13 protein-coding genes and 1 pseudogene are annotated in these 14,078 nt (G+C 65.4%); 4 read left to right on the forward strand and 10 right to left on the reverse strand.

What is annotated here, in order from left to right:
- Nucleotides 1–429: 429 nt before the first annotated feature.
- On the forward strand, nt 430–798 hold the full coding sequence (locus ACK41V_RS16055) for a hypothetical protein (RefSeq protein WP_409783642.1): 369 nt from the start codon (nt 430–432) through the stop codon (nt 796–798).
- Nucleotides 799–985: 187 nt separating this feature from the next.
- Here ACK41V_RS16055 and ACK41V_RS16060 read toward each other — a convergent pair whose 3' ends face one another.
- The gene (locus tag ACK41V_RS16060) at nt 986–1,492 is read right to left on the reverse strand and encodes a hypothetical protein (RefSeq protein WP_409783644.1); all 507 of its coding nucleotides are present in this window, start codon (nt 1,490–1,492) and stop codon (nt 986–988) included.
- Complete coding sequence (locus tag ACK41V_RS16065; RefSeq protein ID WP_409783646.1) at nt 1,476–2,303, reverse strand: DUF6502 family protein; 828 nt, start codon at nt 2,301–2,303, stop codon at nt 1,476–1,478. Before ACK41V_RS16065 ends, ACK41V_RS16060 begins: the two co-directional genes overlap by 17 nt.
- Before the next feature lie 191 nt (nt 2,304–2,494).
- On the opposite strand from ACK41V_RS16065, the gene ACK41V_RS16070 reads away from it, so the two are divergent.
- On the forward strand, nt 2,495–4,543 hold the full coding sequence (locus tag ACK41V_RS16070; protein WP_409783648.1) for a beta-propeller domain-containing protein: 2,049 nt from the start codon (nt 2,495–2,497) through the stop codon (nt 4,541–4,543).
- Between the two features lie 50 nt (nt 4,544–4,593).
- Here ACK41V_RS16070 and ACK41V_RS16075 read toward each other — a convergent pair whose 3' ends face one another.
- The 8 genes and pseudogenes from ACK41V_RS16075 to ACK41V_RS16110 form a co-directional block, all read right to left on the reverse strand.
- Nucleotides 4,594–4,728, reverse strand: a complete 135-nt coding sequence (locus ACK41V_RS16075) for a hypothetical protein (RefSeq protein ID WP_409783649.1) — start codon at nt 4,726–4,728, stop codon at nt 4,594–4,596.
- Nucleotides 4,729–4,824: 96 nt separating this feature from the next.
- Entirely contained in the window at nt 4,825–5,712 is an 888-nt protein-coding gene (gene kynA, locus ACK41V_RS16080; protein WP_409783651.1) for a tryptophan 2,3-dioxygenase, read from the reverse strand.
- Between the two features lie 126 nt (nt 5,713–5,838).
- Nucleotides 5,839–7,149 carry a kynureninase gene (gene kynU / locus ACK41V_RS16085; RefSeq protein ID WP_409783652.1) on the reverse strand — a complete coding sequence of 437 codons (1,311 nt, stop codon included), beginning with the start codon at nt 7,147–7,149 and terminating at the stop codon, nt 5,839–5,841.
- Nucleotides 7,146–7,220 (reverse strand): annotated as a pseudogene (locus tag ACK41V_RS16090) (hypothetical protein); the annotation flags it as partial. The gene kynU and the pseudogene ACK41V_RS16090, both read right to left, overlap by 4 nt.
- Before the next feature lie 18 nt (nt 7,221–7,238).
- Nucleotides 7,239–7,889, reverse strand: coding sequence for an arylformamidase (gene kynB, locus ACK41V_RS16095; RefSeq protein WP_409783654.1), 651 nt, complete (start codon nt 7,887–7,889; stop codon nt 7,239–7,241).
- Between the two features lie 229 nt (nt 7,890–8,118).
- Nucleotides 8,119–8,451 carry a YkgJ family cysteine cluster protein gene (locus tag ACK41V_RS16100; RefSeq protein ID WP_409783656.1) on the reverse strand — a complete coding sequence of 111 codons (333 nt, stop codon included), beginning with the start codon at nt 8,449–8,451 and terminating at the stop codon, nt 8,119–8,121.
- 36 nt (nt 8,452–8,487) lie between these two features.
- Nucleotides 8,488–9,924, reverse strand: coding sequence for a sensor histidine kinase (locus ACK41V_RS16105; protein WP_409783657.1), 1,437 nt, complete (start codon nt 9,922–9,924; stop codon nt 8,488–8,490).
- Nucleotides 9,921–10,586 (reverse strand): response regulator transcription factor, encoded by a 666-nt coding sequence (locus ACK41V_RS16110; RefSeq protein WP_409783659.1) that lies wholly within the window; start codon nt 10,584–10,586, stop codon nt 9,921–9,923. The genes ACK41V_RS16105 and ACK41V_RS16110 overlap by 4 nt, the downstream gene beginning before the upstream one ends.
- Before the next feature lie 129 nt (nt 10,587–10,715).
- On the opposite strand from ACK41V_RS16110, the gene ACK41V_RS16115 reads away from it, so the two are divergent.
- Both ACK41V_RS16115 and ACK41V_RS16120 read left to right on the forward strand, forming a co-directional pair.
- Nucleotides 10,716–11,723: a GNAT family N-acetyltransferase gene (locus ACK41V_RS16115; protein WP_409783661.1), complete on the forward strand. Its 1,008-nt coding sequence runs from the start codon at nt 10,716–10,718 to the stop codon at nt 11,721–11,723.
- 200 nt (nt 11,724–11,923) lie between these two features.
- Nucleotides 11,924–14,032, forward strand: coding sequence for a TonB-dependent receptor plug domain-containing protein (locus ACK41V_RS16120; protein ID WP_409783663.1), 2,109 nt, complete (start codon nt 11,924–11,926; stop codon nt 14,030–14,032).
- Nucleotides 14,033–14,078: the final 46 nt, after the last annotated feature.

Consider the following 14,078-nt stretch of genomic DNA (forward strand, 5'->3'; position numbering starts at 1 on the left):
ATACGGGTGCAATCTTTACCTTCTTGGCAGCAGTGAGTGAGGGCTTGGCTTATTCGGGGCGTCCATATACGCTCTAAATCCGCCACCTGGCGTCGCACCTGTTTGACGCCAGCCCCGGGTAAACCCCGAATTTCCACCGATCACCGAGGCGTCACAAGGGTGCAACGCGCCGCAGACAGACTCTGGGCAGTACCCGAGCAGGGATCACCCCAATGACGGCCCCTGCTGCATGCGGCACTCTTGCATCCATGGGCTGACGTTTCAGTGCCCAGCGATGTTTTTGCAGGTGTTTGTAAAGCCTGGTGTTCGCAGCGGCTTTGGCAGGCTTTGTGCTTATGAAGCCTTGCAGGGTGCATCCAACGGTGCCCCTGGGCCGGGATTTGCAGGTTATGCGGGTGCTGCAGAGCACGCCGCCATCAGGAGTAACGGATGAAGAAGTTCGCCCCACTGGGTACCTTGGGTACTTTGAGTTCTGGTTTGCTGGTCGCCGTCCTGACCACTGGATGTGCAAGCGTTCCCGCCGAGAAGGTGGCGTTTGGCGAGCGCAGCAACAACATGCAGTTTGCGTGTGGCAATGGCGACAAGGTAGAGATGCAGTTCTTCCCCGAGGAGGGCATGAGCGTGCTGGTGCGCAACGGCTGGACCGTGGGTCTTCCCGAACAAGCCACTGACACCGGCTACGCCTACAGCAACGGCCCCACCACGGTGCGCGGTCAGGGCAACGAGATGACGATCCAGATCGGCTACCTCACCCCCATCTGGTGCCGCGGGCGCCCCATGTTGGTGTCGGGCCGCTGAAGGCCACGCACCTTTTCTCGGATCTTTGGCCGGGTCTTCGGGTCTGCCCCGGTTTTGGCGATAGGAAGCCATCGCCGCTTAGCGGTTGATTGTGAGAATCAAAAAAGATAGCTGCTAGCGCTTGTCCGTCAAGCGCTAGGAGCTTTTTTTATGCCTAAATCGCCAAGCGCCTGCGGCGCGCGGCGTGTCACGGGCTTGTGCCGCAGGTTGCGGGGGCGTGTGCCCTGGCGCCCTGCTGCAGCGTTACGGGTGCCACCAGGTTGGCGCCCGTGGCATCGCGCACCGTCAGCGCCACTTCGCGGGGGGCGGCCGCTGCGTCACTGAACTGCAGGCGCATGACTGCGGGGCTGCGCGTGGTCTGGGGCTGGCCGTTGACGATATCGGTGGTTTCGAGCGTGCCTTCCAGCACCACCACCCCTTGCTCATCCAGCGCCCACGCACCGACGTAGACAAAGCGTTGGCACGGCGCGGTGAACTCCACGCGGTCGTTCTCCAAAACCAGGCTGACACCCTGGCAGTCGTCCACACACGGCGCACCGACGGAAAAACCGGGGCCACCGTAGCCGAAGACGCCGGTAACGGGGCCCGTGCCGGTGCCACCGGTGCCCGGCCCACACGCCGCCAACACCAGCAGCGATACCGAAAGTGCGCACGCCCCAAGAGCGCGCCTAACAAGGTCAGGAAGGGTGGTCATCTTTGTCTGCCGCGTAAAAGTAGCTGCCAAACCGCGCGCGGTGCATGCGCAGGTCGGGGGCGGTGTGTTGCTGGTCGTGGTCGAAACGGGCTTGCGCTTCGGTCATTACCGTTTTGAACGCCTGACGCCAGGCCTTGGCGGCCACCGCGTGCAGGCGCCGGGTGGACTCGTCGCTGAGCTGGTCTACAAAAACGGACTGCTCCAGGTAGTTGTGATCGCCCTGCAGGTTCAGGCTGGCGGCGGCTAGGTGGTCGTGCAGGTTGTCCTGCATCAACTGCGCCATTTCGGCAAAGCCCTGGCGCGGCACAAAGCCGGTGATCAACAGCGCCACCTGTTGCTGGTCGTCCTCTTGCGCCATGCCCAGGCGCAGCAGTTCGTCCAGCACGGCGCGCGGGCGCACGTCGCTGCTGACACTGGTCACCAGCGCATCAAAGGTGGGCCAGTCGCCAGACCGGGGCAGGGGGCGGGGCTGGCCTTCGTCGTCCAGGCAATCGGTCTGGCTCAGCCAACGCGCCACGACCTGGCTGGCCATGTTGAGCGGGGTTTCGCCTTCCACCTCTGCGGCCGCGGGCTCGGCCAGGCGGCCCAAGTTGCGCACATCGCGCCGGTGCACGCCCGACATCAGGCTGACCGCGCTGTCGGTGGGCTTTTTGCCGCTGTCACGTAGCTCGTCGTGGGCGGCGTCCAGAAACACTTTCTTCATCGCCACCGCAAACGCCGGGTACGCCACGCCATTGCGCAGCAGCAGGCGCGCCAGCGGGCGCAACACGTGCAGTGCACAAGCCAGAACGATGGCGGAGCGGGAGGACATGGTCAACAACGGAGAGAGGGGCAGAAACGGGTTGCCATTGTGCTTGGGTTGCCGTCGGCAAATTTGACGTTTTCAAATTGTGTGGGATATTATCCCACCTATCTGCAGCGGGTGTGGCCGTGATAACGCAACACCGGATTGAACGAACGCTTGCGCCCGCCTGGTGCAGATACCTATCTGGAGAAATAAAAATGACGAACTGGGAATCAAGGTTGGGCGTGCGAATGGGCTGGGGTGCGCTGTGCGCCGCTGCGTTTGTGGCAAGTTGCGGTGGTGGCAGTGGCGATGCGGGTGGGCCGCAGACGCCCAACGAGGCGCGCCTGCAGAGCGCGCATTCCGGCGACTTGGTCGGCTACTTCAAGACCAAGGTCGCGCAGCGTGTGGCGGCCGGGCTGCCGGGCACGTCCATCACCGTGCCCACAGTGGGCGGGCTGACCACGGCGGGCTCGGTGGTTGGCAACACGGGCACGCCGCTGGTGGGACCGGTGGTGGAAGAAGACGGTTTGATCAAGGCCGACGGCAGCATGGTGTATGCCCTGCACCGCGGCTACGTTGCCGACGCAGGCAAGGAGCCGCCGCGGTTCTCGGCCATGGCGCGGCTGGCAGACAGCAGCCTGCGCAGCGTAGGTCGCGTGACGCTCGACCCCAAGTTTGTCCCTTACGGCTTTTACGTGGCCGGTGGCGGCACGCGCGCTGCCATCCTGTCGCAGCAAGACCCGTATGCCGACCGGCAGCCCATTGCGACCACCGAGGCCACTGAAAACCCCGCAGACATCACGGTGCTGCCCGAGTACAGCCGCACCTTGTCGGTGGACGTGTTCTCCATCGGCAAGGATGTGGTGCCCGCACAGCTCAAGCAGATGCGCATTGACGGCCTGGTGGTGGGCAGCCGGTTGATAGGCAACACGCTGTACCTCGTCACCACCTGGTCGCCCGACCTCACGCGGTTTTCAGTTGCGGCAGGTGCAACGGCATCGGCTGTGGACGCAGCCCTCAAGGACCTGAAGACGGCGGACATCCTACCCACCTTGCGTGTAGACAGCGGCCAGCCCCAGCCGCTGGTGGCCGAGGCCGATTGCCTGGTGCAGACGGCCAATGCATCGCTGGCGCTGCAGGTCACCACGGTCACTGCCATCGACCTGTCGTCCCCCAGCCTGGCGCGCAGCAGCCGCTGTTTTGCGGGTGGCAGCGAAGGCTTGCACATGGGCGTGGCCAGCGTGTATGTGGCCAGTTCGCGCCAGTATCGCTATGCGGGCGATGTGGCCAACACCGTGTTCCCCACGGGCAGCCGCACCGACATTCACCGCTTTGCGCTGCGCGGTGCGCAGGTGGACTACAGCGCATCGGGCAGCGTGGATGGGCACCTGGGCTGGGACATTGGGCGGCTGCCTGCTCGCATGAACGAATACCAGGGCGACCTGCGCGTGGTGAGCTACACGGGACAGACGGGCCAAAGCGGCACCGCGCCCGTCACCATCCAGTCCAAACCCGTGTCCACCGCCGTGTTGTCAGTGCTGCGTGACAACCCGGGCGACAGCCGTCTCACGCTGCTGTCCAAGCTGCCCATCCGGCAGCGGCTGTCGCCCCTGGGCCAGGGCGGGCAGCAGATCGACACGGTGCACTTTGCGGGCGCGCGGGCTTACGCTGCCACCTTCTTGCAGGCCGACCCGGTGTATGTGCTGGACCTGGGCAACCCCGCCAATCCGTCCATGACGGGAGAGTTTGCGGCGTCGGGCCACAAAGACCATCTGTTCCCCTTGCCCAATGGCTGGCTGCTGGGCATTGGCCAGGACCGAAGCCATGGCGGCACGGCAGACGGCATTCCGCTCGCGCTGTTTGACGTGCGCAACCCTGCCCAGGCACGGCGGGTGGCCACCGACACGCTGGGGCTCGAAGGCAGCACCACGACGCTGGGTGGAGTGCGCCCCGTGCTCAACGTGCTGCAGCAGGGATCGCGCGTGTGGGTTGCCTTCCCGGCGCGCGCCATGCGGGTGTCCGCCATCGTCGGCACGCCGCCCCCGGTGCGGGGTGAACAAGGCGCTGCGCGGTGGGAGGTCAACACCAACACGGGCACGCTCACACAGCGGTCGATGCTGGTGACCAGCAGACTCACCTCGGCGGACCCGTCGGTGCCGGGCTGGAACGGCCAAAACGACCTGTGGAACGAACGCAGCCTGCAGATCGACAACGCGGTCTATCAGCTGTCAGGCGGGCAAACCTTTTACAAGGTGGGCGACTGAGTGAGAGTGAATTTCAAAAATGATAGCTGCCAGCGCTTGATGGATAAGCGCTAGCGGCCATTTTGGCTTGAATTCTGTGCGTCGGAGCCTGCACGCAGCCGCTGCAGCGCGGCCTCGGCTACGTCGATGCGCACGGTGCCCTGCGCCGCGTGGTCGATCTCGTCGCCCACCGCCCCGGGCATCATCGCGATGGTCTGCGCATGCAGAGGGCCATGTGTCCGGTGGTGGCAACCTCGTTCATGGCCGAGAAGTTCTGCGCCAGGCCCACGGCCGGTTTGGGTTCAAAGATCCGTGCGCAGCTTCCAGATCTCGGGGAACAGCACCACGTCCAGCATCTTGCGCAGGTAGCTCACGCCGCCCGTGCCGCCCGTGCCGCGCTTGAAGCCGATCACGCGCTCCACGGTGGTCACATGGCGAAAGCGCCAAAGGCGGAAGGCGTCCTCCAGGTCGGTCAGCTCCTCGCCCAGCTGGTACAGGTCCCAGTGCTCCTTGGGATTGCGGTACACCACCAGCCAGGCCTGTTCCACCGCATCGCTTTCGGCATATGGCAGCGTCCAGTCGCGGTCGGTGTGGCTGGCAGGCACGGGGATGCCGCGGCGCGCCAGCAGGCGCAGGGCTTCGTCGTACAGCGACGGTGCCTCGTAAGCGGCTTGCACTTGGGCCAGCAGGTCGGCGCGGTGCTCGTGGGGCTTGAGCATGGCGCGGTTCTTGTTGCCCAGGGCGAATTCAATGCTGCGGTATTGGTAGCTTTGGAAGCCGCTGGACTGGCCCAGGTACGGGCGCATGGCGGTGTATTCGGGCGGCGTCATGGTGGCCAGAACGTCCCACGCGTGCACCAGCTGCTCCATGATCTTGCTGACGCGCGCCAGCATCTTGAAGGCCATCTGCAGCTCGTCGTTGGCGATGTGCGCAATGGCGGCGCGCAGCTCGTGCAGCATGAGCTTCATCCACAGCTCGCTCGTCTGGTGCTGCACAATGAACAGCATCTCGTCGTGCGCGGGCGACAGCGGCTTTTGCGCGGTGAGGATGGCGTCGAGCTGCAGGTAGTCGCCGTAGCTCATCGACTGGCTGAAGTCGAGCTGGGCGCGCTCTTCGTGCACGATGGATTCGGGCAGGGCGGCGGCCGGCGTGTCACTGGCGGGGATGGTGGTTTGGGAAAAGGGGCACATGGTCAGTCTCCTTGGATACACGTTCGATCCACCAGGGCCGTTCGGGCTGAGCCTGTCGAAGCCTTGCGCAGCGCTTCGACAGGCTCAGCGTGAACGGCTTGGGGTTTGTTTAGATGCCGACTGGCCTCAGGTCACCGCGTGCGTCTGGTTGAACTCGGGCTTTTTCCATTCGCCGTTTTCCAGCACCTGGCGCAGATGCTCCACCGCGTTCCACACATCTTCAAAGCCGATGTACAGCGGGGTGAAGCCAAAGCGCAGGATGTCCTTGTGCGGTCCCTTGCCGCCATCACCCTTGCGGAAGTCGCCGATCACGCCGCGCGCAATCAGCGACTGCACGATGGCATAAGCACCGCTGCCCTCGCCGTTGACGCCTGCGCCTTCATCACGCGTTAAACACACCTGCGAGCCACGTTGTGCGTGGTCACGAGGTGTGGCCAGGCCCAGGCCTTGGCCTGTGCAGCGCTCTTCCACGAGTTTGATGAACAGGTCAGTCAGTGCTAGCGACTTTGTGCGCAGCGCGGCCATGCCGCCCAGGTTTTCTGCGGCGGTGAACACATCCAGCCCGCACTGCAAGGCCGATAGGCTGATGATGGGCTGCGTGCCACACAGGTAGCGCGTGATGCCTGGTGCGGGTTTGTAGTCGGGGGTGAAGGCAAACGGCGCCGCGTGGCCCCACCAGCCAGACAGCGGCTGCCAGAAGCGATTGGCATGGCGCGGGTGCACCCACACAAAGGCCGGTGCGCCGGGGCCGCCGTTCAAATACTTGTAGCCGCAGCCGATCGAGAAGTCGGCGCCCGCACCGTTCAAGTCCACGGGCACGGCGCCTGCGCTGTGCGCCAGGTCCCACACGCACAAGATGCCTTGGGCGTGCGCTGTAGCGGTGATAGCCTCCATGTCGTGCATCGCGCCGGTGCGGTAGTTCACATGCGTCAGCATCAGCACGGCCACGTCGCTGGTCAGCGCGGCGGCAATCTCCTCGGGCTCCACCAACACCAGCTCCAGGCCGCGCTCCTTGCACAGACCTTCGGCGATGTATAGGTCGGTGGGGAAGTTGCTGCGCTCGCTGACGATGCGTTTGCGCGCCGGGTTGTCTTCGCGCGCGATGTTCAGCGCGGCGCTCAGCACCTTGTAGAGGTTGATGGAAGTGCTGTCGGTGCACACCACTTCATCTTTGCTCGCGCCAATCAGCGGGGCCAGCTGGTTACCCAGGCGCTGGGGCAGGTCAAACCAGCTCGCGGTGTTCCAGGATTTGATGAGGTCCGTGCCCCATTCGCGCGCCACCACGTCGGCCACACGCGCTGCGGCGGCCTTGGGCAACACGCCCAGCGAATTGCCGTCAAGGTAGATCACGCCCTCGGGCAGGCTGAAGTGCTCTCGCAGCGGGGCGAGTGGGTCTTGCGCATCGAGGGCGCGGCAGTCTTGGAGGGTTATCGTCATGGCGGTTCAGGTCGGTTACTTCTATTTTGATAGCTGCTAGCGCTTATGGAATAAGCGCTAGAGGCCAAAAAGGCTTGAAATTTTTGTTGTCAGAGTGCTCTGAGCACGGCGCGCACGGGCGATGCATCGGCGGTAGTCAGCTTGAGTGGCAGGGCGATCAGCTCGTAGTCGCCCTCGGGCACGTGGTCGAGCACCAGGTTCTCCAGCACGCGCAGGCCCCGGCGGCGGATCACCTGGTGGCTGTCCAGCGTTTTGCTGTCGGCAGGGTCGATGCTGGCGGTGTCGATGCCCACCAGCAACACGCCCCGGTCGGCCAGGCGTTCAATGGTGTCGGGGGCGTAGGCGGTGAGCTGGCCGTCCCACTGCTCGGGCGCTTGGGCGTAGGTGCGGACCAGTACGCGCTGAGGCAGGGCGTCATCCACTGCGTGGGCTATGTGGTCCCAGGTGATGAGCGGGCCGCATCCGATGGCGTGGATCACGCGGCATGGCCCGAGGAAGGCGTCGAGCGACACGTCACCGATGCTGGCACCGTGCTCGTCGTAGTGCAGCGGCGCATCGGCATGGGCGCCCACATGGGGCGACAGCGTGATGGCACTCACGTTGACCGGGCAACCCGGGCCAATCGTGGCGCACCACTGCTGGCTGTAGGCCGTGTCACCCGGAAACACGGGGCTGCCCGCGTGCACGGGCGGCGAGATGTCCCAGAGCGGGCGGGCGTTGGAAGGGGGGCTTGCTGACATGGGACAAAGTTTGCATGTCCCGGAAAACCCGTGGTGTCGGTTATTTCCAACAGCTCCGTGGTTTTTTGTTGAGGCCTAAAGTAACTGAACACTACTGCTCTATAGCGTTCTGTGCATCGCACGCACCCTGTAGAACCTACGCGGCCGTCGCCAGCGGACGCCGAGCAAGGGCCGCCCCGCAGTGAAGGCGTCGTCCCCCTGGGGGGAAGGCGCGAAGCGGCTCAGGGGGTTAAAAGATCAAGCCTTCGGCCAGCGGTGGCAACCCGTGCCGCAAGCGTGCCCTGTGACAGGCATCGTCCCCCGCCTCGAACTCGCGGCAGGGCGACGGCCGCCACTCGTAGATGCCGCAGGCCGCTTTCTCGCCGATCTTGCCGGTGAGCGCTGCGCAGCGCGCAGGCACGTGGTCCGTGCCGCGCATGCGGCAGGTGGTGCGGGTCACTTCCACGGCCAGGCCGCCCGGCACGGTGCCACCCATCTCTTGCATCTCTTCCACCGCAAAGTCCACACGAAAACTGGCGCAGCAGGCGCCGCAGGTCAGGCAAGGGTGGACGGAGTGGGGCATGGCGGGCGAAGTAGTAAGTGGTTCGCCTGGGTGGACTCAGGCGCTGCGGGGGAGGGGAATCCTAACGAAAAATCCCACGCCTTTGCCGTTGAGCCCATCCCCCACCTGCACCTGCCCGCCCATGCGCCGCACCGCCTGCTGCACGATGGCCAAGCCCAGGCCCGACCCATTGGCCGCATGCCCGGCGCCCCGGTAAAACCGCTCGAACACCCGGCTGCGCTCGGTGACCGGAATGCCCGGCCCATCGTCCTGCACAACAAGGTGCAGCAGGGCGCCATCGTGCCGCAGGCCCACCGCCACGTTGCCGCCAGCCGTGGCGTAGCGCACCGCGTTGTCGATGAGGTTGTGCACGATGGATTCGAACGCGGGCAGGTCCAGCCGCGCGGGCAGGGTGTCGGGCGCGTCCAGCGACAACTCGATCTGCTGCGCCATGGCCTGTGGCGCGGCCTGCGCCAGCGCGGCGCGCAGCCACTGCGCCACGTCCAGGTCGCGCGGGGCAGGGCGCTGCGCTTCGTCCAGCGCGGCCAGGTCCAGCAGCTGCTGCGCCAGGTGCGAGGTGCGGGCGATGGCCTGCTCCAGGTGCGCCTGGGCCTGCGTGCGCTCGTCTTCGCTTTGCGAGCGCGCCATGACATGGGCCTGCGCGGTGATCACGGCCAGCGGCGTGCGTATCTCGTGCGCAGCGTCCTGCACAAACGCGCGTTCGCGCTCGACCTTCTGGCGCATGCGGGCCAGCAGGGTGTCCAGCGATTGTTCCAGCGGCTTGAGTTCGCGGTGGCGGGCATTGAAGCCGACCCGTTCCAGGTCGTCGGTGTTGCGCTGGGCGATGCGGTGGGCGAGTTGCTGCAGCGGGCGCAGACCGTTGCGCACCGAGAGCCAGACGGGCAGCAGCACGAACGGTGCCGCCAGCAGCAGGTACGGAACCAGGTTGCGACCGCTGGATTGCAAGAAGTGCGCATCTGCGCGTTTCATCTCGACGATGCGCAGAGTCCAGCGCGCGTTCTGTCCGGCGTAGACGCGGTATCGCTGACCTTGCACGACGGGCTCCGAAATCAACGACCCGTTGACGTTGAGTTGCTCGGGCAGGGCGATATCCAGGTCCTGAAGACCGGGGGGCGAATAAACGACGTGGCCGGTGGCGCTGTCGCGCAGCTCATGCATCGCCACGCCCGGCAGCAGGCCGTTCTGACGGCGGCGGATGTTGACCCAGCGGTTGGTGGCGGACACCGCCGCCGCAGCCTGCCCCGGGTCGGTGATCGGGGTGAGCGAATCCAGCAGCGCATCGCCGTACTTCAGCAGCCCCGGATCGTTGGTGATGGTGTGCTTGTAGTTGATGAAGTTGTAGCTGAGCAGCACCGCCCACACCAGCACAAACGCCACGGTGACTGAAACCACGCTGCGGCGCACCAGCGTCGGCTCTGCCAGCTTGGTCCAGGTCGTGCGCATGTAGCGTGGAATGGAGATGGGGTGTGTCATGGCTGCAGCAGGTAGCCCACGCCGCGAACAGTGCGGATCAACTCTGCACCAATCTTTCGGCGCAGGTTGGACACATGCACTTCGATGGCGCCAAAGTCCACCGGCTCGCCCAGTGGGTCCAGCCGCTGCGACAGCACGCTTTTGGACACCACCACGCCCGGCTCGCGCGCCAGTTCCAGCAACAGCTGGAATTCGCGGGGCGACAGGTCGAGCGCTGTACCCCCACGCTGCGCGGCATGGCGGCGCGGCTCCACCACCAGATCGCCCAGCACCCAGCGCTCGCTGGCCTGCCGTGCACTGCGGCGCAGCACGGCACGGATGCGCGACATCAGCTCGGCCGTGGCAAAGGGCTTGATCACAAAGTCGTCCGCCCCGCCGTCCAGTCCCGCCAGCCGGTCTTCGACCGCCGAGCGCGCAGTGATCACGATGATGGGCACCTGCCCGCCCTGGCCCGCCTGGTTGCGCCAGCGTGCCAGCAGATCAAAGCCACTGCCGTCGGGCAAGGTCAGGTCCAGCAGCACACAGTCCACCGTGGTGGCGTCCACCGTGGCGGGCGCGTCCACCGCACGGCGCAGCCATTCGCTGGTCAGACCTTCCACCTTCAGCGCGGACTGCAGCGCGCGGCCCAGGTCCAGGTCGTCTTCGATGAGCAGGATGTGCATGGGCCGATTGTGGGGGCGGCGCAAGCGCGGAAAACAGGCAGCAGTCGCCTCTTTGGCTCGCGTTAAGGTCGTGCCATGCACCATGGCGAATGGGAGCAGAAAAGCCAAGAAGGAATAACAGAGGGATGTATGAACGTGAGTGATGGCACTTTGTTGATCGCTTCGGCGCCAGTGGATGGCGTGGTACTGCGCTTGTTTCGTGGGGCTGCAGACTTTCTGGCCATGGCTAATGTGGCCAACGCCAGTTTTGAGGCTGACGGAGTACAGGCGCGGCGCACGGCCGAAGATCTGGAGCGTGACTACGCCGCTTTCACCCGCTGCGATCCCTTGCAGGACTGCGTCGTGGCGGAAATTGATGGCGAGATGGTTGCTTATGGCCGGTGCTGGCGAGTCACCCAGGCAGATGGCTTGACCATGCACGCACACCTCGGCTTCGTGCCGGGGTCTTGGCGGGCGCGTGGTGTTGGGCGCATGTTGCAAACCTGGATGGAGCAGCGCCATCGCACTGTGGCCGAGCATCTGCCGCCAGGCCAGCACGTACACCATGCGTACGTGCAGCAGGGCGAAGATGCGCGCGCCAAACTTCTTGTGGCGTGCGGTTTTAGACCTGTGCGGTACTTCTTCGAAATGCTGCAAACCCGACTGCATTCCGTGCCTGACTTTCCCATGCCCGAAGGGCTGGAGCTGCGGCCTGTGCTGCCGGAGCACTACCGCGCCATCTGGGACGCGCACTACGCCGCGTTTGCGGACCATTGGGGAATGGCTGCGCCTTTGCCCAGGGATTACGACACCTGGCTCGAAAGCTGGGTGTTCCAGCCCGCACGCTGGCAGGTTGCGTGGGATGGCGACGAGGTTGCAGGCCAAGTCCGCACCTTTATCAACGCGGACGCAAACCGCCATTTTTCGCGGGCCAGAGGTTTCACCGAGTACATCAGCGTTGGCCGGAGGTGGCGCGGGCGTGGCCTTGCAAGGGCGTTGATCGCCCGAAGCCTGCGCCTGCTGGCAGAAGAGGGAATGTCAGAGTCGGCGTTGGAAGTGGACAGCGAAAACGAGACCGGAGCCAAACGGGTGTATGCCGACTGCGGGTTCGAGGTGATCAAACGCGGCACGGTTTATCGCAAGGCACTGGAGTTTTGAGTTTCTTTGTGGTCCTGCCCTCTTTTCACATTGATTGGCGACGCGGCGGTGCCTGTCTTTGGCTGCGCTTAAGCCTTCGCCTTGGACAATCTGGCGCAGAGAGGGTGTCTATGAAACCAACAACACACAATTGCCATCGCGTCGCCATCTGGGCGGCGTGCGTGGCATCCGCGGCAGGGAGCGCAGCCTGGGCGCAGGGCATGCCAGAGGGAACGGGCGTCGCCACGCCGCAGCTCGATGGCGTCACGGTCACGGCACGCAGGTCTTTGGAGCAGCGTTTTTTTGCCGCCGGTTCGCTGGTGGTGGTCGACCGCAGTGACATTGAGCAGATGGGCGCGTTCTCGGTGGCCGACGTGCTGCGCCAGTTGCCGGGCGTGCAGGTGACGCCAAGTGCTGACGGCAGCGTGGAGATCCGCATGCGCGGCATGGAGCGCGGCGCCACGCAGTTGCTCATCGACGGTCAGCGCGTGGGCGGCAAGCGCACCCAGCTGCCCATCGACCAACTGCCGCCCGAGCTGATCGAACGCATCGAGGTGGTGCGCGCGCCCAGCGCGGAGTTCTCGGGCGCCACAGGCGGCACGCTCAACATCGTGTTGCGCCAGGCTACGGTGAAGCGCGAAACCACGCTGCGCCTGACCGACAACCACGTGTGGGGCCGGGATGCGGGACAGGCATTCTTCTCGCGCACCGGTCCGCTGGGGACAACGCCCAAGGGCACCGACGAGCCGCGTGAAGCCGAGGCCAGCCAGCCCTGGTCTTACTTTGTCGCCGCGTCTGCAACAGGACTGCTGCTGGGTTCGGACACACACCGCAGCACGCAGCGTGCCGGGGCCGACGTGGCGCAGTCAAACACCAGCGCCCGCTACAAGCGCACCGACTACGCACTGGTGCCGCGCATCAGCGGAAAGCTGGGTGCGGCAGACCAGGTCACGCTGCGGGCAACGCTCAGCAAGGCAGACTTTGGCGGCACAGCCGACAGCGTAGGCAGTGGCGATGGCACCTACGCACTGAACTCGCAGGAGTCGCACCAGTACGACCGGCGTTACCTGCAAGCAGCCGCCGACTGGACGCACCGCTTTGCTGCCAGCAAGCTCGAAACCACGTTCACCGCCAGCCGCGCCAGCGACACCGTGGACCGAAGAGGCGATCTGCTGCGCAACATTGGCGCGGGCGGTGCCGTCGTGACGGACAGCTACAGCTTTGTGGACGACCGGCGCGAGGACGTGTGGAGTCTCAGCAGCAAACTCACCGGCACGGCCGATGCACTGCTGTGGAGCGCCGGGGCGCAGTTGGAAGACCGCAAACTTTTCGTGAGCACCACCGCGAGCGGCGCCCTGCCGGTGAATTCAGGTCTGGACGCCGGGATTCGCCGGTGGGTGGTCTGGGGGCAGAACGAATGGGAGCTGCCCGCCAGCACCACACTGACGCTGGGCCTGCGCGGCGAACGTGTGGAGCTGAACGGCGGAAGCTCTGCAGTGGCGGGCAGCAAGCAGTGGAACATCCTGCAACCATCGCTGCACACCCGCACGCCGCTGTCCGACGACCTGCAGTGGCGCGTGAACCTGGCCCGCGTTACCCAGTTGCCGCGTGTGTGGGACCTGGTGGACCGGGTCATTCCCAGTCAGGGCAGCAATAGCCTGAGCAACCCCGACACCATCGGCAACCCCAACCTGCGCCCGCAGGTGGCGTGGACGCTGGACACAGGCTTTGAGCGGCGCCTTGTCAACGGGCACGCCGGCCTGAACCTGTTTGTGCGGCAGATGAGCGATGTGCTGGCGCCGACGCTGGCATTGAACGGATCGCGATGGTTGGAGCAACGTGCCAACGTGGGCGACGCGATGGTCTGGGGCCTGGAGGCCGATGCGCGCACGGGGCTGGCGTGGTTGGGCCTGGGGCGCGACTGGACCCTGTCGGCCAATGCCAGCCTGCTGCAGTCGCGCATGACCAGCGGGCCCAATGAAGGGCGGCGCATACCCGGGCAGGCACGCTATGTGGCCACGCTGACCGCTGCCAAGCCCATGCCGCGCGGGGGTGGCTGGTATGGCGGTGCCACGTTGACCCTGACAGGGCGTGCCGACCAGGACATCAACGCCACACTCACCGGCCAAAACCGCGCGAGCGCCATGCTGGACTTCTACGTGGGCCAGCTGGTGCGCGGCTTGGGGTATTGGCGGCTGGGTGTGTACAACGTGGGCGACGCGCACTTCCGCCGGGACCGCGTGGATGCCTCGGGCGCGGTGCCGCTGGTCAGCCGCAGCAGCATGCAGTGGACGCCACGCGCGTACCTGACCGTGGGGACGCAGTTTTGATCATGGGGCGGAGCGGCGGTGAAAGCATCCGTCTGCGCGCTCAGGG

It is taken from the genome of Acidovorax sp. (assembly GCF_046291265.1).
Lineage (GTDB): Bacteria > Pseudomonadota > Gammaproteobacteria > Burkholderiales > Burkholderiaceae_C > Acidovorax.